15 protein-coding genes and 1 pseudogene are annotated in these 17,885 nt (G+C 63.1%); 7 read left to right on the top strand and 9 right to left on the bottom strand.

What is annotated here, in order from left to right; all coding sequences use genetic code 11:
* The first annotated feature begins 117 nt into the window (after positions 1–117).
* Entirely contained in the window at positions 118–1,563 is a 1,446-nt protein-coding gene (locus ACZZZP_RS17140; protein WP_122493985.1) for a SulP family inorganic anion transporter, read from the top strand.
* Between the two features lie 7 nt (positions 1,564–1,570).
* On the opposite strand, the gene ACZZZP_RS17145 is transcribed toward ACZZZP_RS17140, so the two are convergent.
* Positions 1,571–2,359: a DeoR/GlpR family DNA-binding transcription regulator gene (locus ACZZZP_RS17145; protein ID WP_463383556.1), complete on the bottom strand. Its 789-nt coding sequence runs from the start codon at positions 2,357–2,359 to the stop codon at positions 1,571–1,573.
* Positions 2,360–2,533: 174 nt separating this feature from the next.
* On the opposite strand from ACZZZP_RS17145, the gene ACZZZP_RS17150 reads away from it, so the two are divergent.
* Together ACZZZP_RS17150 and ACZZZP_RS17155 are read left to right on the top strand one after the other, a co-directional pair.
* Positions 2,534–4,369 (top strand): diguanylate cyclase, encoded by a 1,836-nt coding sequence (locus ACZZZP_RS17150; RefSeq protein WP_463383557.1) that lies wholly within the window; start codon positions 2,534–2,536, stop codon positions 4,367–4,369.
* 159 nt (positions 4,370–4,528) lie between these two features.
* Positions 4,529–5,089, top strand: a complete 561-nt coding sequence (locus ACZZZP_RS17155; RefSeq protein ID WP_122493988.1) for a DUF3077 domain-containing protein — start codon at positions 4,529–4,531, stop codon at positions 5,087–5,089.
* A 25-nt stretch (positions 5,090–5,114) separates the two neighbouring features.
* Here ACZZZP_RS17155 and ACZZZP_RS17160 read toward each other — a convergent pair whose 3' ends face one another.
* On the bottom strand, positions 5,115–5,411 hold the full coding sequence (locus ACZZZP_RS17160; RefSeq protein WP_463536733.1) for a hypothetical protein: 297 nt from the start codon (positions 5,409–5,411) through the stop codon (positions 5,115–5,117).
* A 25-nt stretch (positions 5,412–5,436) separates the two neighbouring features.
* Entirely contained in the window at positions 5,437–5,580 is a 144-nt protein-coding gene (locus tag ACZZZP_RS17165) for a hypothetical protein (protein ID WP_463536734.1), read from the bottom strand.
* A gap of 191 nt (positions 5,581–5,771) precedes the next feature.
* Here ACZZZP_RS17165 and csrA point away from each other — a divergent pair, with 191 nt between their 5' ends.
* Positions 5,772–5,945, top strand: coding sequence for a carbon storage regulator CsrA (gene csrA / locus ACZZZP_RS17170; protein WP_463383559.1), 174 nt, complete (start codon positions 5,772–5,774; stop codon positions 5,943–5,945).
* A 17-nt stretch (positions 5,946–5,962) separates the two neighbouring features.
* Positions 5,963–6,199, top strand: a complete 237-nt coding sequence (locus ACZZZP_RS17175; RefSeq protein ID WP_122493991.1) for a hypothetical protein — start codon at positions 5,963–5,965, stop codon at positions 6,197–6,199.
* A gap of 24 nt (positions 6,200–6,223) precedes the next feature.
* On the opposite strand, the gene ACZZZP_RS17180 is transcribed toward ACZZZP_RS17175, so the two are convergent.
* From ACZZZP_RS17180 to ACZZZP_RS17205, 6 genes and pseudogenes are all read right to left on the bottom strand, one after another.
* The gene (locus ACZZZP_RS17180) at positions 6,224–8,176 is read right to left on the bottom strand and encodes a PhoX family protein (RefSeq protein ID WP_463536735.1); all 1,953 of its coding nucleotides are present in this window, start codon (positions 8,174–8,176) and stop codon (positions 6,224–6,226) included.
* A 43-nt stretch (positions 8,177–8,219) separates the two neighbouring features.
* Positions 8,220–9,013, bottom strand: a pseudogene (locus ACZZZP_RS17185) (energy transducer TonB).
* Positions 9,010–9,453 carry a protein TolR gene (gene tolR / locus ACZZZP_RS17190; protein WP_122452696.1) on the bottom strand — a complete coding sequence of 148 codons (444 nt, stop codon included), beginning with the start codon at positions 9,451–9,453 and terminating at the stop codon, positions 9,010–9,012. The pseudogene ACZZZP_RS17185 and the gene tolR overlap by 4 nt, the downstream one beginning before the upstream one ends.
* Positions 9,454–9,463: 10 nt before the next feature.
* Positions 9,464–10,171 carry a protein TolQ gene (gene tolQ / locus ACZZZP_RS17195; protein ID WP_122493993.1) on the bottom strand — a complete coding sequence of 236 codons (708 nt, stop codon included), beginning with the start codon at positions 10,169–10,171 and terminating at the stop codon, positions 9,464–9,466.
* An 88-nt stretch (positions 10,172–10,259) separates the two neighbouring features.
* Positions 10,260–12,209: a phytase gene (locus tag ACZZZP_RS17200; protein ID WP_463383561.1), complete on the bottom strand. Its 1,950-nt coding sequence runs from the start codon at positions 12,207–12,209 to the stop codon at positions 10,260–10,262.
* 63 nt (positions 12,210–12,272) lie between these two features.
* Positions 12,273–14,780, bottom strand: a complete 2,508-nt coding sequence (locus ACZZZP_RS17205) for a TonB-dependent receptor (protein WP_463383562.1) — start codon at positions 14,778–14,780, stop codon at positions 12,273–12,275.
* A 406-nt stretch (positions 14,781–15,186) separates the two neighbouring features.
* On the opposite strand from ACZZZP_RS17205, the gene ACZZZP_RS17210 reads away from it, so the two are divergent.
* Together ACZZZP_RS17210 and ACZZZP_RS17215 are read left to right on the top strand one after the other, a co-directional pair.
* Positions 15,187–16,101 (top strand): GGDEF domain-containing protein, encoded by a 915-nt coding sequence (locus ACZZZP_RS17210; RefSeq protein ID WP_463383563.1) that lies wholly within the window; start codon positions 15,187–15,189, stop codon positions 16,099–16,101.
* Positions 16,102–16,108: 7 nt separating this feature from the next.
* Positions 16,109–17,143: an AraC family transcriptional regulator gene (locus ACZZZP_RS17215; RefSeq protein WP_463383564.1), complete on the top strand. Its 1,035-nt coding sequence runs from the start codon at positions 16,109–16,111 to the stop codon at positions 17,141–17,143.
* The last annotated feature ends 742 nt before the right edge of the window (positions 17,144–17,885 follow it).

Below are 17,885 nucleotides of genomic sequence, written 5' to 3' on the forward strand. Positions count from 1 at the left end.
ACTTTCACACGCAACTCAGCCATAAACCGCTACCTGCCTGACGCTGGCGCGCGCTGGCCGCCCCCGTCTATTTTCCGTACTATCCGCCCCCCTTTTTGCCGTACCGCAGCCGCTGCCATGAAACCCGCTCGCCTTCGCGCCGACCTCCTCGCCGGCCTTACTACCTCATTCGCGTTGGTGCCGGAGTGCATCGCCTTTGCCTTGGTGGCGCACCTCAATCCGCTGATGGGCCTGTATGGCGCCTTTATCATCTGCACGCTCACGGCCTTATTTGGCGGGCGGCCTGGCATGGTGTCGGGGGCGGCGGGGTCGATGGCGGTGGTGATCGTGGCGCTGGTGGTGCAGCACGGCGTTCAATACCTGCTCGCAACGGTGTTGCTCGGCGGGGCGATCATGGTGCTGTTCGGGCTGTTGCGCCTGGGCAAGCTGGTGCGCATGGTGCCGCACCCGGTGATGCTGGGATTTGTGAATGGCTTGGCGATCATCATTGCGCTGGCCCAGTTAGAGCACTTCAAAAGCGGCGAGCAGTGGCTGAACGGCTTGCCGTTGGCGCTGATGCTCGGCCTGGTGGCGCTAACCATGGCCATCGTCTATCTGCTGCCGCGCCTGACCCGTTCGGTGCCGCCGGCCTTGGTGGCGATTCTCAGCGTTGGCCTGGCCGTGTATCTGCTGAACCTGCCCACCCGCACCCTCGGTGACATGGCGCACATCGCCGGCGGCCTGCCGACGTTTGCCCTGCCCGCCCTGCCCTGGACCGTCGAGACGCTAAAAATCATCGCGCCCTATGCGCTGCTGATGGCCATGGTCGGCCTGCTGGAAACGCTGCTCACCCTTAACCTCACCGATGAAGTGACCGAAAGCCGTGGCTACCCCGACCGCGAGTGCGTGGCGTTGGGCGCGGCGAACATGGTGTCGGGCGCCTTTGGCGGCATGGGTGGCTGCGCGATGATCGGGCAAACCGTCATCAACCTCAGCTCCGGCGGCCGAGGGCGGCTGTCAGGCGTGGTCGCCGGGGTGATGATTCTGCTGTTCGTGCTGTTTCTGTCGCCGCTGATCGAGCGCATTCCGCTGGCCGCATTGGTGGGCGTGATGTTTGTGGTGTCGCAGCAAACCTTCGCCTGGGCCTCGCTGCGGGTGCTGCACAAAGTGCCGTTGAACGATGTGTTGGTGATCGTGGCGGTGACGGTAATCACCGTGTTCACCGACCTGGCCACCGCCGTGCTGCTGGGCATCATCATTGCCGCGCTCAACTTCGCCTGGCAGCACGCCCGTGAGCTGTACGCCGACATTCACCTGGAACCCGACGGCAGCAAGCTGTACCGCCTGCACGGCACCTTGTTCTTTGCCTCGACGACGCCGTTCCTCAATCAGTTCGACCCCGCTCAAGACCCGGCGCACGTCACGCTCGACTGCCAGCACTTGAGCTTTGTCGACTACTCGGCCATCGCCGCGCTAAAAACCCTGCGCGAGCGCTACAGCAAAGCCGGCAAACATCTGCGCGTGGTGCATTTATCCGAGCGCTGCAAAAAGCTGCTCAAGCGCGCCGGCGCCGAGCACGCTTAATCGCCGATCAGGCGTCGGCCACCACCACTTCAAGCCCGACGCGCCGATAGTCCTCGATGTCACCAGAAGGCACACGGGCTTCAGTGAACAGCGTGTGCACCCGCGTGCAGGGCGCAATCACAAAGGGCTCCACAGCGCCCAGTTTGTCGGCGGTGGTCACGGCGATCACCTGCGAGGCACTGTTCAGAAGCGCCTGTTTCAATTCCACTTCTTCGAAGCGAGGCGTGGTCAGGCCGATGTCCGGGTGCAACGCGCACACGCCGATAAACAGCAGGTCGGCCTTCACGCTGCGAATCAACTCCAGCGCCTCGCGGCCGTTGGTGGCCATGGTGGTGGGATTGAGCTGCCCGCCCGCCACAATCACGTTGATGCCGGGATACTCGGCCAACGCTACGGCGGTCATCGGCGAAGCGGTGATGGCGGTCAGGCGAATATCCAGCGGCAACGCGCGGGCGATATGCAGGGGCGTGGTGCCGGAATCGAAAATCACCACTTGGCCGTCTTGCACGCGCTCGGCGGCCAATTGCGCCAGTTGGCGTTTCATGTCGTCGCTATCGTTCAGCCGCGCGAAATAATCTTTCCCGGAATCCTTGGGCCGTGGCAGCGCGCCGCCATGTACGCGCTGCACCAGGCCGGCGCCGGCCAGCTCGGCCAGGTCGCGGCGAATGGTGTCTTCTGACACCTCGAAATGCGCGCTCAATTCACTCGCCAATACGCGCCCATCACGCTCCAACATCAGCAGAATCTTCTGGCGCCGAACTTGCGGTAAATCGGTAACGGTGTGTTGACTCTGCATGGTTATGCCTGCTTATGCGGGTTTGTGCGTTTTTCGCTGAATAAGCGCAAGCCTAGCGGGGCATTCAGGCAAATACAACGGCGACCTTTCCGGCGCTTTTGCGATCAGCGCCGCCGCTCTTGTAGACTCCCCGGCCTTACTGGCCTCTGGTTTAGTCCCATGCAAGGTTGTTGCTTGAGTTGGCGGTGGTTGGTCAACGGCGTGCTGCTGATGATTGCCCTGAGTTCGGCGCCGCTGCGGGCGGCTGAGCCGCTGGATGTCGTCGACGTGCGCGAGCAGCCGGCTTCGCTGACCGCCTTTATCGCCTTGCTCGAAGACCCCACCGGCACCCTCACCCTCGCCGATGTGCAACAGCCCGATTGGGCAAACCGCTTCCAAACCGACTTACCGGCCACCAGCGCCCTGGGCCTGGGTTTTACCCGTTCGGCGTACTGGTTGCGCGTGCCGCTGCGCAACACCAGCAGCACCACGCTGCACAGGATGCTGGCGGTGGAGAACCCGCGCATCTCCCATATTCAGGCGTACCTGCCCGACGGCCAGGGACAATACCGCGCCGTTATCACCGGCTCCGATGTACCTGCCGACACCAAGGTGTACGCCAACCGCAACTTCATCTTCCCGCTGACGGTTCCCGCCAACAGCGAGCAGGTTATTTACCTGCGCATGCAATCGGCCGTTGGCTTGCTGATTCCGCTGCAGCTATGGGCGCCCGAGGCCTTTCATGCCCACGAGCGTGACGACTACGCCGGCCAGGCGTGGTATTTCGGCATTGCCGTGGCGATGATCTTGTTCAACCTGATGCTGCTGGTGTCGCTGCGCGACCGCATCTATTTGCTCTATGTCACCTTTGCCACGCTGACCTTCGCCGCCCTGGCAATCAAGAATGGCCTGGCGCCGGACCTGCAACTGGCCGGCGTGCCGCTTAATGCCAACGTGGTCTATTACTCGGCCACTTCGCTGGCACTGGCCGCCATGCTGTTGTTTATGCGGCGCATGCTCGCCACCGCGCAGTTGCTGCCGCGCACCGACCGCGTGCTGGTCGGTTTTATCGCGCTGTACCTGCTTACGCCCATCGCCTATGCCGTAGCGTTGCCGCTGTTTTCCCGCGCCGGCATTGTGCTCAACCTCGTCACTGCGCTGGTGGTGGTAGGCGTGGGCATCGCGGCGGCGTTAAAACGCCAGCGCAGCGCTTATTTCTTTCTCGGTGCGTTTGCTTTGCTCATGCTCGGCGGGGCCATGACCTCACTGCGCGCCATGGGGATCATGCCCACCAACCTGTTTACCGTAGACGGTTTGCAACTGGGCTCAGCCCTGGAAATGCTGCTGTTGGCCTTCGCCCTCGCCGACCGTTACAACGTGCTGCGCCGGGAAAAAGCCCGCGTGCGCGAGCAACTGCTGCACACCCAGGAACAACTGGTGCACACCCTGCAGCACTCCGAACGCGAACTGGAACAGCGCGTGGCCGAGCGCACCGAGCAGTTGCAAGCACTCAACATCCAACTGGAAACCCTGAGTCTTACCGACGCCCTCACCGGCATCGCCAACCGTCGCCGCTTCGACGAGGTGCTGACCCAGGAATGGGCGCGTGCGCAGCGCATCGGCTCGCCGTTGGGCCTGGCGATTCTCGACGTCGACTGGTTCAAGCCCTACAACGACCACTACGGCCACCCCGCCGGCGACGCCTGCTTGCAGCAAATCGGCAAGGCGCTGGCCGCCACCGTGTGCCGCGCCAGTGATCTGGTCGCGCGCTACGGCGGCGAAGAGTTCGTGTTTCTTGCGCCCATGACCGACACGGCCGGCGCCCAGGCGATGGCGCGCAAAGTGGTGCAGGCCATCGCCGCCTTGCAGCTGCCCCATGCGGCCTCGCCGCTTGGCCATGTGACGGTAAGCGTTGGCGTGGTCAGCCTGGAACCGAGCGCCGACACGTCGCCGCAGTTGCTGGTGCAACAGGCCGACGCCGCCTTGTACGAAGCAAAAAAACAGGGCCGTAATCGCATCAGCGCGCCGTAGCCGGGCCTGTGTGGCTTTGCGGTCGATTTCAGCGAACGGCCGCCCGGCAACGCCCTTTTGATCCTACGCGGCGTTGATCGCCTTCCTCTTCCGAGCCTTGCGCCGTGCGCGCCACTCTGCGTACGCGCACTTCGCGCTACAACGGAAAGGACTCGCCGCATGACCAAGCACTGCATCACCACTGAACACGGCCACCGCTTCCATTCCACCGGCCAGGTCGAATACTCACGCGGGCTGTTTAGCGTAACGCCCGATGTGCCGCTGCTCGACGCCCTGCACAGCGTGTCGTGCCTGCTCACCAGCATGGAAGACGGCATTCTCGACGCCGCCGTCGGCAACCTGCCGCTGCAAGACAACGCCGCCTGGCTGACCCACCACACCTTGCAGTCCGCCAAAACGGTGGTCGACTCGCTGATTGGCAACATGACCTCACCGGCATCGGCGATGCTTGGCAGCCAATCGGCCTGGACGCGCGAAGCCGGTTACCTGTCGTATTTCATCCTTGATGACATGCATGTGCAGCGCGCGCCGTTCGGGCGCTTCGGGCCGTTCCCCAGCGCCAATGCCATGCGCGAGGCGCTGGACCGCATTGAACGCAAGGTGCCCGACATTATTCTGGTCAGCCGCAAAGCCCGCCTCGCAGCGGACCTGATTGGCGAGTCGGAGTTAAACGAAGAGCACGCCAAGACCTTAGCGAAGATCGACGCGCTGACGGCATAAGCGCGCGGGCAGCGGACGGGCGCACTCAATCCAGCTGGTTGCGCAGCGTCCGCTCCTTCAACCGATAGAACTGCGCCGAGCCACCATTGCCGGCGCTTTCGTAACGGGCGGCGACCGCCCCGGCGGCATCGGCAGCCACGTTGAACGCATCGATCAGCGTTTGCCGGTCATCACTGGCCACCACCTGGCCGTGATCGAAACGGCCCGCCATAAACCCGCCTTCGGGCAAATCGAGCACACCCTGTTGCAGCTCGCCATGGGCGGCGCGACCGAAGACCAATCGCATCACCTGCGCGCCCTGCACTTCCTTCAACACACCCAAGCCATCGGCTACGTTGCCGGCGCACTCACCGTCCCAGCGCGCCGACGCTGCGGGCCAGTCTTCCGGGCAAGGTAGTTACCGTGCAGGCAGCAACAGCCAACGGCGAAAGCAGGGAAACAATCGCCGCCAGGAACAGGCGGCTTGGCAAACGGCTAACGCTGAACACCATGGAAGAACTCGCGGCAGTTAAGGGCTTGGTGATTTAAGCAGACGCCCTGGCGGGGCAACAGAGCGCAGCGGACTGAAACGCCCGCCCAAGGTTTGGCAAAAATTCTTGAAACCTCTGCGCAAACTATCGAGTCAGAGCTATCAATAGGGAGTGCCATTTCCGAGGCGCTCTGGCACCACTGGAGCACGCTCATGTTGATACTCACCCGCCGCGTTGGCGAAACACTTCAGATTGGTACTGACATCTCGGTCACCGTGGTGGAGGTTAATGGCAACCAAGTGCGTATCGGCATTGCTGCGCCTAAAGAAGTGGCGATCATGCGGGACGACGCGAAAAAGCGACAACCCTCCACTGCCCCCGCCTGACTCAATGAGAGCCACCCATGTCGCGCCGCATTCTGCATGAGGGCCCCGCCGATATTATTTTCTGCTTCGCTCAAGGGTCCATCGAGCTGAGCAAACCCACCGTTATTCGCGAAGAGCGGTTAGGCGTTTACTCCGCCGCCGCCACCGACTGGGAATTACCCACCGGTGCCAGCTACGTGATTGTGCGCTTTGCCGGGGAAGAGCTCTCCGGCACAGTCACTCAGCAGGCCAAGACCACCCTGTATTTCTCCTGAGCAGTCCCCCATCCCTTATTCGAATTACGCGCCGATCACCCCGCCATCCAGCCGGGTGATCAGCAGCGTGGTCGAGCGTGGGCGGGTTTTGCCGTCGCTGGCCGGAAAGCTGATGCCGGGGTGCTGGATGTTCGCCCACATCGCCTTGCCATCCGGGCTCCAGGCCAACCCGGTGATCTCGCAGCCACGCGGCCCGACCAGAAAACGCCGCACCTCACGGCTCGACGGATCAGCACACAGCAACTGATTGCAGCCCATGTTCTGCATGGCCGGGTCGACGTCGTCGTAGTCGGTCTGAATCCACAACCGCCCCGCCGCATCGAATGCCAGGCCATCGGGCGAGGACAACACGTCGCCATTAATGGTGCCCGTCAGGTTGGCCGCCACCGGCTTGCCATCTTTGCCCTTGCTGCCCTGCGCTTCGCCGGCGAGCAAAAACAGCTCCCAAGTAAACGTGGCAGCCGTCGGATTGGCGTCTTTTTCGTTAAACCGCAGGATGTGCCCGTGCAGGTTTTGCGCCCGCGGGTTGGCTTTGTCCAACGGCTGTTTAGTGCCGCGTCCGTCGTTGTTGGTGAGGGTCACGTACACCTCGCGGGTACGCGGGTGCACGGCCGCCCATTCCGGGCGGTCCATGGGCGTGGCGCCGGCTTTGTCGGCCGCCGCACGCGCATTGACCAGCACCTCGGCCTGACTGGCAAAACCGTTCTCGGCGCTTAGCCCGTTCTGCCCGTGCACCAGCGCCAGCCACTCGCCGCTGCCGTCGGCATTGAGCTTGGCGGCATACAGCGTGCCGCTGTCGAGCAGGTCGCGGCTGGCTTTGGGGTTGCTGGCGTCGTGCTTACCCGTCGGCACGAATTTGTAGATGTACTCGCCCTTGGCGTCATCGCCTGAATAGAACGCCATCTTGCCGTCGTCGCCCAGGCTCAACGCGGCGCACTCACGGCTGAAGCGGCCGAAAGCGGTGCGTTTGATCGGCTGCGCTGCGGGGTCGAACGGATCGATTTCCACCACCCAGCCGAAACGGTTGGGCTCATTCACATGGCCGCCGTGGGGTTGGCTGGCGTCTGGCGTGGCGTCGAAGCGCGGGTCGGCGGTTTCCCAGGCGTAGTTTTTACTGGTGCCGCTGCTCGCCAGGCCATAGCGCTTATGGGCGACGCGCTGGGCGAAGTCAGCCTGGTCACGGTTGATAAAGTAATTCGGCCAGTTCTCTTCGCAGGTCAAAAACGTGCCCCACGGCGTGACCCCGGTGGCGCAGTTATTCAGAGTGCCGAGCACTTCCAAACCGCTCGGATCGCTGGCGGTTTGCATCAGCGCATGACCGGCCAACGGGCCGGCTAAGCGCATGGGGGTGAGCATGCTGATGCGCCGGTTGTAAGCCGAATCAAGCACGCGCTGCCATTGGCCATCGGCGCCCTTCTTCACCTCGATCACCGACACCCCGTGGGCCGCCTGTTCCTTGCGCACTTCGTTCAGCGCGCGCGGCTTGCTCTGGTCGATGGTGCTGGAAGGATGCAGGTGCGGGTTGATGTATTCGTGGTTCATCACCAGCAGGCCACGGTCGGTTTCGCCTGGGAAGGCGAAGAAATCCATGCCGTCGTGGTTGTCGCCGGCCTGTTTCAACTGCGCTTGCCAGTCGTCGCTGGCGTCGGGATTCCAAGCCGGCGCGCCAGCTTCCACCGGGTCGCCCCAAGAAAAAAACGGCACGGCGCGATACCCCTCGGCCACCAGCACGCGGTCGAAGTTCGGGTCGAGCTGCACGGGCACGCCTTTGAAGTTCAGCAACGGACTGGCGCCCGCTTTGCTGCACGCACCCAGGCCACCGAAGAAGCCCAGAATCGCCACGCTCAGCCCGCCCTTGAGCACATTGCGGCGGCTGGGATTCAACAGCTCGGCCAGGCTCGGGTTGCTGCTGGGGTTGATGGCGATGTCGTCGTGGCTTTCCAGTTGTTGATGAAACTGCTGGTGATCGTGGCGCATGGCAAGGCTCGCAAATAAAGAGAAAAACAGTCCGGCAAACGGACTACTCGATTCGGTAGTGAAAGGTGTTTTTCACGTTGGCCACGCTCACGGCCTGGCCGTCGACGATACGTGGCTGGTAACGAAAGGTGCGCGCGGCGGCAAGCGATGGCCGCACCAGCAGCGGGTGGCATTGCCCCAGCACTTGCGGGTTATCGACGCGGCCTTGGGGCGTGACGGTGTAGGTGACGGTGCAGTCGCCTTCGATGCCTTTTTCCAGCGCTTTGTCTGGGTACTCCGGGGCTTCCTTGCTTACAGGCAGATACGGGCGACTCTCGGCCGCCAGCTTGTCGGCGGCGGCGCGGGCGCTGGCTTCGCGGCGGCAGCGGCGGCTTGCTGTTGGCGTTGCTGTTCGGCCTGGCGTTGCTGCTCCATCTGGCGCGCTTGGGCCTGTTGCTCACGCTGCTGTTGCTGCGCTTTTTCCTGCTCCTGCACGCGCTTGCGCGCCAGGGCGGCGTGGTCAATAACCGGCGTGGGCTTGGCCGGCGTTTTAACCGGCTCAACGGATTTGGCGACTTCGACCGGCTGCGGCGGCGGGTTGATGACTTCGGGCGGCGCTGGCGCTTGAACTGGCTCGGGCAAAGGCGCAGGCGGTGCCAAGGTAATCAACTGCGTGGTCAGCGTTTGCACCTGCGGCTCAGGCGGCCGCGTGGGTTGCCAATGGCTGACCAACGCCATCACCGCCAAGCCATGCAGGCCAACGGCAACGCCCATCGCCAGCGCCTGACGCAGCCATTTGCGGTTGGGCAGTTGCAGGCTCGGCATCGGTTGCAGGCTTGGCATCAGCGCAGCACTCATTGCGGCGCCTCGGTGATCAGGCCGAGGTTGCGCACGCCGCCTTTTTGCAGCGCCGCCATGCCGGCCACCACCGTGGCGTAGTCGGTGTTGTGGTCCGCGCGGATGTACACCTGAGTGTCGCCGCGACTGGCAATGATGGCGCCGACCTTGGCGGTCATTTCCTCCAGGCCCACGGCACTGTCTTGCTGCTCGTGGCTGTCCAGCTCGGCGCCAACATTCCAGTAGTAGCCGCCGTCGGCTTTTACCGAGAGCGTGAGAATCTGCTGCTGGCTTGTCGTCGCCAAAGCCTGGGCGGCCACCTTGGGCAATTCGATTTTCACGCCCTGGGTGAGCATCGGCGCGGTGACCATAAAGATCACCAGCAGCACCAGCATCACGTCGATGTACGGCACCACGTTCATTTCCGCTTTCGGGCCGTGCTTGCGTTGAGGCTTGCGCATGGCGAACTCCTCAGGCCGCGTGCGCGAGGCGCGTGGAGGCTTGCAAGGCGCGGTGCAGGCGGCCTTGCAGCTCATTGCCAAAGCTGTAGAAACGCGTGCTCAGGGTTTCCACGCGAGCGGCAAAACGGTTGTAGGCGATCACCGCCGGAATGGCCGCGAACAGGCCGATGGCGGTGGCGATCAGCGCTTCGGCAATGCCCGGCGCCACAGTGCCTAGCGTGGCCTGCTGCACCTGCGACAAACCGATAAACGAATTCATGATCCCCCACACCGTACCGAACAGGCCGATGTACGGGCTCACCGAGCCGACGGTGGCGAGAAAGGCCAAGCCCTTCTCCAAGCGCTCCTGCTCCTCGCTGATGCTCACCAGCAAGCGACGCTCCACGCCATCGACCACCGCTTCAGGCGTAATGCCGGGCTCGCGGCGCAGGTGGCTGTATTCGCTAAAACCTTCGTGAAAAATGCGCTGTAGGCAGGCGTCGTCGTCGGCGTTTTCACCGCTGTCGCGGTGCAGTTGCGCCAGGTCGTTGCTGTTGCGAAAGCGCAGTTGAAACGCTTTAAGCAGGCGCTCGGTGCGACCCAGCAACAGGCTGCGTTGCACGATCAGGTACCAGCTGACCAACGAGGCCAGCAGCAGAATCAGCATCACGCCTTTAACCAGCAGCGAGGCATCGTTGATCAGGCTCCAGACGCTCATCTGTTCGAGGGTGCTGTGCATGGTGCGGCTCCTTCTTTTTCTAACCCCGCCGTGGCGGGGTTGTGATCGGCTATTCGATTACGTGGATGTTGCGAACTGATGACAGCGCCTACGGCAGGCGCAGCGCCTTGGCGACATCACTCCAGGGCACCAGCTTGAAATTCTGCGTGCTCTCGGGCATGCGCTTGCGGCCGTCTTGCACCACCAGCAAACCCTCGCTCCAGGCACCGCCGAGGTTGGCGCCGGTCACTTCCAGGCCGTCGGTTTCCGAGGCGCCGTCGATACCCAACGCGCCATTGAGGCCAACGCGAAACGCGCCGCGCACGGCAAACGGCGGCTGCGCATCAAGCAGTACGTAGCTGTCGTTGCCCTGGCTCGACACCACCAGGTAATTGCCGCGCGGCCCTTGGTACAGGCCCATGCCTTCAACGTCGGCCTTGAGCACATCGCCAACCCTGAGCACGCTGGTCAGCTCGCCCGAGGCGTCTGGGCGCGCATCCACCGTCCACACGCCGACATCTTCCTCGCCAATAAACAAACGCTGCTGACGGTCATCGGCGACGCAGCCTTCGGGCTGGCTGTCGACCTTGAAGCGGCGCACCTGCTGGCCCTGAATCTGGCCCTGCACGTCGCTCAGGCGGTATTGCAGAAAGGTGCCGTCCTTGCCGTTGGCAAACGCATACAGCTCGCCGGGCGCCGGCTGGAACAGACAGATGCCGTAGATTTCCGCCACCGGCGTGCGAACCTCGCCGGCCTCACGCAGCGCACCCGTGGCGCGGTCGATGGCGAACAGGCTGATGCTGTTGCGATCGCGGTTGCTGGCCACTGCCAGGTCAATCGGTTTGCCCGCGAGGGTGAAACCGGCGCGCACATCGACGTTGTTCAAGCGCCCCACGGGCAGTTCTTGCAGCAAGCGACCGTCGAGGTCGTAGGCCAACAGGCCCTGCTTTTTGTTGGTGCCGAGCACGCGGGACAGGTGCGGCTGCGTCGGGTGCAGCCACACGGCCGGATCATCCGCGGCATCACCCTGGCGCCCGACCGGTTCGGTCTGGCGCAGCGCCGAGACATTGGGCAAACGCGGCGGTAAGGGTTGCGGTGTCGGCTTCCAGTTGAGCTGGCCGTGATAGACGCGTTTTTGCTCGCCGTCTTCCACCAGCAATTCCAGGCCGTTGGCAGTCACGCGGGCGTCGAGGCGCTCGGGCTCCGTGAGGCCATCGAGATGCAGGCTGGCGACGCTTTTCCACTGCTCGGCGTCTTGCTGATACAGATTCAACGTGGCGCTTTCGGCGTCCAACGCCACCAAGCCGCCGGGCAGGCTGACCATCGCTTGCGGGCTGCCGGCCAGGCTGCCGAACGGCGCGCGCATATCCACCGGCACCCGTGCGGTATCGGCTTCCGGCGCCGCCGAGAACGCCCACAGGCCGACGTTTTCTTCGTTCACATACAGGCGATTGGCGGCGTCATCGGCATGGCAATACTCGGCGCCCGGTGGCGTTGGCAGGCCACGCAGGCGCAGCGGTTCCGTGTTCATGCGTGCGCCGCTGCCCACTAGCCATTGCTCGCCCTTACCGTCTTCGCCGAGCAGAAACAGATGCAGGTTGGCGGCTTCGTCGCGGTACAGGCACAGGCCCGACACCGCGTAATCGCGCGCCGGCAACAACAGCGGTTTGCCCCACTCACGCGTGCGCGGGTCGAGCACCACCAATGCCGCTTGTTGGGTGGCGCCGTCGACGCTGGCCACCAGCACGTCGTTGCCCAGAGAGCGGCTGTCGAGCCCGCTATAAGCGCCCGGCAAACGTGCCAGCTCGGCGCCGTCGCCGGTCAGCAACAGCAAACCATTGCGCTCGCTGGCGGCCAGGCGCAGGTCGCTGCCGTCGCGTACATCGGCCGGCAGAAAGCGCACGTCTTCGGCCTTCACTTTTGCCGACGCGCCCCAAGGCGACAGGTTGACGGTTGGCTTGGTTTCGGATGTTTTCGGCAGCCCATCGCAGCCGGCCAGCAGCAACGCGGCGGCCAGCAAGGTGGGAGCAAACCAGGGGGTGCTAAACAACGGTGTCATTCACGGTGTCCTTAAACAAAACGCACACGCCACAGCGCCCCGCACGGGGGCGCGCGGGCTGGATCAGAAGTGGGTGAAGGTCAGGCCCAGCTTGTAGGTCGGACCGTATTCCTCGTACTGCGCGTTGTAGGAACGGCTGCCGGTGTACACGTAGTACGACTCGTCGGTGAGGTTTTGCGCCTCGAACGACAATTGCAGGTTCTTGGTCAGGAAATAGCGCGCGGTGAAGTCGACAAAGGTCTGGTCGTCCACGTGCAGGTCGTGGGCTTTGTCGTCGACCGAGGCCACCTCGAACAGGTAATCGGATTTGTAGTTGGCCGACAGGCGCAGGCTGAGCGTGTCGTTTTCCCAACCGAGCATCAGGTTGCCAACGCTGTCGGACTGAAACGGCAAGTCGATATCGCGCTTTTGCCCCTGCCCTTCGATCTGCGCATCGGAGCGGCTGAAGGTGGCGTTGGCGCCCATCAGCAAGCCATTCCAGGGCGCCGGCAGGCTGCTGAACTTCTGCTGCCAGGCCAATTCCAGGCCGTACAGATCGGCGCTGTTGCCGTTGGCGAAGGTGTTGGCCTGATCGAACGCTGCCCAGCGGCCGGTGCCGGCCAGGTCGGTGTTGTAGACGAAGTTTTCGATGTCTTTGTAGAACACGAAGGCCGAGACCACGCCGTCGTCATTCAGGTAGTGCTCGATGCCCAAATCGAAGTTGCTCGACTCCAGCGCATCGAGATCCGGGTTGCCGAATTCGGCTTCGTCGCCATCAATCACAAACCCCGGCGCCAGTTGCTCGAAGGTCGGGCGCACGACGGTGTTGGTCCAGGCGAAACGCACCTGGGTTTGCTTGTCGATCTGGTAGCGCACGTGCAGGCCTGGCAGCCAGTGGTCGTACTTTCTGTCGGCTTCGCTGGAGACGAAATCGCCGTCTTCAATGCCGGTGCCTTTGGCTTTGAACTCGGTGCCCTCGTAGCGCAGGCCGGCGATGATGCGCCAGTCGTCGACGTCGACGGTGTGCATCAAGTACGCGGCGTTGATGTCTTCGCTCATGTCGAAGTCGTTTACGCGCGATTGTTCCTCGTCATAAAACTCGCTGCGGTCCAGCCGACCGAGCAGGTTTTTGATCGAGCCGGCGCTGATGCCGGGGCCGAAATTGTCCAGACCGTAGTGCACGGTGCCCTTGGTGAGTTGAGTCAGCGACAACTCGTCGTCAGTGATGCCGAAGTCGTCGAAGTCCTCATACGCCCAGCTGTCGGTGTCGTTGTCTTTGTCGCGGCGGCTGAGTTTGCCGCCGAACTTCACCTGCGCCGTGTTGCCGGCCAGCTCGTAGTCGCGGGCGAAATCGAGCTTGATGTTTTTCTCGGTGTCGGTGGTGTTCTGCTCTTCCCACTCGACGCTGTCGAGTTCGAAATTGGCCGGATTGTAGAAGTCGCTGCCAATGTTCAAACGCGGTTTGCGCGTGCTGCTAAAACCGCTGTCGGCGAAATCGTCGGTGCCCTCAAACGTGGCCGAGGCGATATGGCCGGGGCTGTCTTCGCTGGACTCGCTCCAGCCGGCCTGGGCGTTGATGGTCCAGTCGCCACGCAGATGCTCGCTGCCAAGCACGTAGCTCTGAATCTTTTGCGTTTCCTCACGGCTTTTCAGCTCGCGCCAGCCTTCGCTTTCGCCCAGCTCGCCAGCGGCTTGCGCGTCGGCAAATTCGACGCCGGCGGCGTTGCGGGTTTCGCTGTCTTTGTAGCGGCTGTAAAGGGTGCGCAGGTAATAGCTGTTGTAGTCGTCGGCCTGGTAGTCGAAGTTCAGGCCCAGGCCGGTGCGCTCGCGGGTGATGTCGTAGTCGCGCTGTTCGAATTCTTCCAGCTTGGCGCCGTCGCTGAAGTCCCAGGCGCCGCCGGTTTCGACGTTGTCAGAACCAAAATCACGCTTGCCCCAGCTCACCGCCGCCGCCACGCCGAAGTTGTTGGTGCCCTCGCCCAGGCTGAAACGGTCGCTTACTGCGCCGGACACTTTCGGGCTGTTCTGGCCGGTGTTGTCGTCGTGACTGCCCTCGACGCTGCCGGTGTAGAACAGGCCTTTATGGTCGAACGCGGAAAGACTTTGGACCTCGATGGTGCCGCCGAGGGAGTTGGCGTCCATGTCCGGGGTAAGGGTTTTGATCACGCTCAGCGACTGCACCAGCTCGGAAGGCAGCACGTCCAACGCCACCGCGCGGGTGCCGCTGTTGGGCGAGGGAATCAGCGTGCCGTTGATGCTCACGCTGTTCAGGTCTGGCCCCAGACCGCGCACGCTGACAAAACGTCCTTCGCCCTGGTCGCGCTCAACGCTCACGCCCGGCAACCGCTGCGCCGCTTCAGCGACGTTCTCATCGGGCAACTGGGCGACGCCGTCGGCACTGACCACGCTTTTCACGGCATCGGAGGTGCGCTGCTCTTTGATCGCTTTGTCCATGCTCACGGCCTGGCCGACCACGTTGACGTGCTCGGTCTCCGACGGCTCGACGGCGCACGCGGCGCTGGCGGCCATCGCCAGGGTTAGCGCACTAAGGGCATGCCCGGCGCGGCGGGCGTGGCGAAAACTTCTGGTCATCGGTAACTCCCCAAGAGGCCGGCAGGACCCGGCAAGTGGAGCGACACGCTAGGCAGCGGCCATGACGCTTCTGTGACAGCGCAGGCCGCCAACCCAGTAAAACCGGGGGTTTGGCGCAGTTAACGGGTGCAAATGGGCTGAAATGACCCGGCCTTTTACCGCCACGGGCCACGGCTTATGGCAGCGCGCCGTCGTGACGCGAAAAAACCGCACGAATGCCTGAGCCCAATTGACCTCCCCCGCTGCAACCTGAGCGTCATAAAGCGCTGGTTAGCTGAGCGGCATCAGTTCGGCGACCTGGCTTCTTGTAGGAGAGGCTTTAGCCTCGATGCGCTTGCGTTAAGAGCATCGAGGCTAAAGCCTCTCCTACAGGGACTCGGGTTCGCCGCCTTCCGGGAGCCCGTCGATGTCCAACCTTCTTCATCACCACCGCCTCAAACTTACGGCGCTGTTCCTGGCCGCCAACCTCGGTTTGCTGTTGCACCTGGCGGCGGGCGATTTAAAGGCGATGGCCGAATGGGTGTGGCTGGATGTGATCGGCGAAGGCGGTTCGGCGTTGTTGGCGCTGGTCTGGCTGGGGCTGATCCTGAAAAGCCGCCCGGCCGGACGGGTGACCAACCTGCTCGCCATCGGCCTGAGCTGCGTGTTCTTTTCCTGGTGGATCGACCTGCTCGACGAATTTATTCGCCTGCCCGACAGCGTGGTGTGGGATCACTGGCTGGAGTCAGGGCCGATGCCCGTCGGCTTGCTATTTCTGACCTACGGCATCTACCACTGGCACCACGAACAACTGGCCATTTCTCAGCAAATGGAAAAGCGTGAGCGCCTGTTCCGCGAACATCGGCTGTTCGACAAACTCACGCCGCTGGGCGGTGCCGACTACCTGCGTCGGCAACTGCAATTGAGCGTGCAACACAGCGCCCAGGCGCAACAGCCACTGTCGTTGGTGGTGGTGGATATCAACAATTTCGACGGCATCAACCAGCGCTACGGCCACGACGAAGGCGACCGCGTGCTGCAAGCCATGACCCAGCTGCTGTTGCTCAACGTGCGCCAACAAGACCTGCTTTGCCGCCTGGCTGGCGACCGCTTTGTGGTGCTGCTGCCGGCCACCGGCGAAACCCTGGCCACGCAGTTCGCCGGCGAGTTGGCCGAGGCCGTGCGGCACCTGGCGCATAAGTCGCGCCAGCACGGCGAACGCATTCAACTGAGCGCAACGGTCGCCACGGTCATGGCCCTGCAGGAAACCCCGGACAGCCTGCTGCAACGGCTCAACCTGGCGTTGGCCAAAGCCAAGCGGCCCTTGGCCCTGAGCGCGTGAGGCAGCCATGACCGTGCCTTGCCCCTGGTACGAATGCGACAGCCGCATCATCGCCGCGCATCAGCAGCCGGCAACGTTGATCGAGCTGTGCCTGTCGCGCGGCATCGACAGCCACCGACTGCTGCGCGGCACCGGCTTGTTCGTGGAAGACGTGCCCAACGCCGAGACGCTGATCAGCCCCACGCAATTTCTCACCCTGATCGACAACGCCCAGCGCTTGCTCGGCGCTGACGACTCCAGCTTTCTATTCGGCCAACGCCTGCTGCCCGGCCACCACGGCGCCGCCAGCCAGGCCTTGGCGCTGGCCAATAATCTGCAACAAGCCTTGGAACTGCTCGGCGAATTACGCGCCCTGCTCTCGCCCCTGCTGAGCCCGCGCTTATTGCTGGATGAACAGCACGCCTATGTGTACTGGCTCGACAGCTGCGGCGCCGGCAGCCAGGCGCGGTTTCTGCTCGAAGCCAACATGACCGCCGTGGTCGCCATGAGCCGGCGCCTGGGCGGTGAGCACCTGCCCTGGCAATGCCACTTCCGCCAGGCGCCGCCGCGCTATATCGAGCAGTACTGGGTCAACCTTGGCGAAGACCTGCACTTCAACCGACCCTACAACCTGCTGCGTCTGCCACGCGAATGCCTCACCCGCGCCTGGCCGCAAACCGTGCAAAGCACCGCGCAGGTCGCCTGCCAACAGGCCCGTCAGCAACTGCATGATTTGGGTGCCGAGGCGAGTTTGCTCGACACCTTGCAACGCTGGTTATTTCGCCACGTACGCGAAGCGCCCAACCTCGACCATGCGGCGGCAGCTTTTGCCATGAGCCCGGCCACGCTGAAACGCAAACTGCACAAACATGGCACCAGCTATCAGGAACAGCACGACCAGATTCGGATGTTGGTGGCGTTGTATCTGTATCAGCTCAAGGGCTACAGCAATGACGAAGTGGCCAGTCATTTGCGGTTTCACGACGCGACGAATTTTCGGCGCTCGTTTAAGCGCTGGACGGGGTTGGCGCCCAGTGCCCTGTTGGCGGTGTTGCGGGGGTGAAGGTCAAGGGCACCGCGGCTAAAGCCGCTCCTACAGTTGGAGGAGCGTTGCGTCGTGTGTTGTGGAGGTATTCATTACCGCGTGTGCTGAACGTTTTAGTTTCGCGCCTTACGCGCGAGTCACTTTTGTCATTGCGACAAAAGTAACCAAAAACGCTAGCCCCTACCTTGGGTCTACGCTGCGCTCCGACTTCCCTCGCTCCGTCGCCGCTCCAGGGGCACGTCACAACGGGCCATCCATGGCCCGATGTTCCTTTCGCAGCATCCATGCTGCTCAACCCCCTACACGGCGACTCCACTCGGCCCGCGATGAATGGGGCGGGCAGATCACAAGCCAGATCAAAAACAGATCCAAAGCCAGTCAAAAGCATCGCGGCTAAAGCCGCTCCCACAGAATCAGCGGCAGGGTCAGATTTGTTGTTGATCTGCTCTTGATCCGCTTTTGATCTGGCTTGTGACTTACCCCGCACCGTTTATCGCAGGCCGAGTGGAGTCGCCGTGGAGGGGGTTGAGCGGCCGGGAGCCGCGAGAGGCGTGTCGGGCCAAGGATGGCCCGTCTCGCCGCGCCCCCGGAGCGGCGACGGAAGGAGGGAACCCGCAGCGCAGCGGAGGGCCAAGGTAGGGGCTAGACCTTCTGGCTTCTTTTGGGGCAATGCCAAAAGAAGCTCGCGCGTAAGGCGCGAAACAAAAACGCTCAGCACACGCGGTAATGAATCCCGCTGCACATCCACCGTGCAAGGCTT

This window comes from Pseudomonas sp. AC211, from assembly GCF_979258055.1.

What these genes read in the sequence shown, in the direction of transcription:
- ACZZZP_RS17140 (WP_122493985.1), top strand. Translation starts at nt 118, where the DNA reads ATGAAACCCGCTCGCCTTCGCGCCGACCTCCTCGCCGGCCTTACTACC.
- ACZZZP_RS17145 (WP_463383556.1), bottom strand. Translation starts at nt 2,359, where the DNA reads ATGCAGAGTCAACACACCGTTACCGATTTACCGCAAGTTCGGCGCCAG.
- ACZZZP_RS17155 (WP_122493988.1), top strand. Translation starts at nt 4,529, where the DNA reads ATGACCAAGCACTGCATCACCACTGAACACGGCCACCGCTTCCATTCC.
- ACZZZP_RS17165 (WP_463536734.1), bottom strand. Translation starts at nt 5,580, where the DNA reads ATGGTGTTCAGCGTTAGCCGTTTGCCAAGCCGCCTGTTCCTGGCGGCG.
- csrA (WP_463383559.1), top strand. Translation starts at nt 5,772, where the DNA reads ATGTTGATACTCACCCGCCGCGTTGGCGAAACACTTCAGATTGGTACT.
- ACZZZP_RS17175 (WP_122493991.1), top strand. Translation starts at nt 5,963, where the DNA reads ATGTCGCGCCGCATTCTGCATGAGGGCCCCGCCGATATTATTTTCTGC.
- ACZZZP_RS17180 (WP_463536735.1), bottom strand. Translation starts at nt 8,176, where the DNA reads ATGCGCCACGATCACCAGCAGTTTCATCAACAACTGGAAAGCCACGAC.
- tolR (WP_122452696.1), bottom strand. Translation starts at nt 9,453, where the DNA reads ATGCGCAAGCCTCAACGCAAGCACGGCCCGAAAGCGGAAATGAACGTG.
- tolQ (WP_122493993.1), bottom strand. Translation starts at nt 10,171, where the DNA reads ATGCACAGCACCCTCGAACAGATGAGCGTCTGGAGCCTGATCAACGAT.
- ACZZZP_RS17200 (WP_463383561.1), bottom strand. Translation starts at nt 12,209, where the DNA reads ATGACACCGTTGTTTAGCACCCCCTGGTTTGCTCCCACCTTGCTGGCC.
- ACZZZP_RS17205 (WP_463383562.1), bottom strand. Translation starts at nt 14,780, where the DNA reads ATGACCAGAAGTTTTCGCCACGCCCGCCGCGCCGGGCATGCCCTTAGT.
- ACZZZP_RS17210 (WP_463383563.1), top strand. Translation starts at nt 15,187, where the DNA reads ATGTCCAACCTTCTTCATCACCACCGCCTCAAACTTACGGCGCTGTTC.
- ACZZZP_RS17215 (WP_463383564.1), top strand. Translation starts at nt 16,109, where the DNA reads ATGACCGTGCCTTGCCCCTGGTACGAATGCGACAGCCGCATCATCGCC.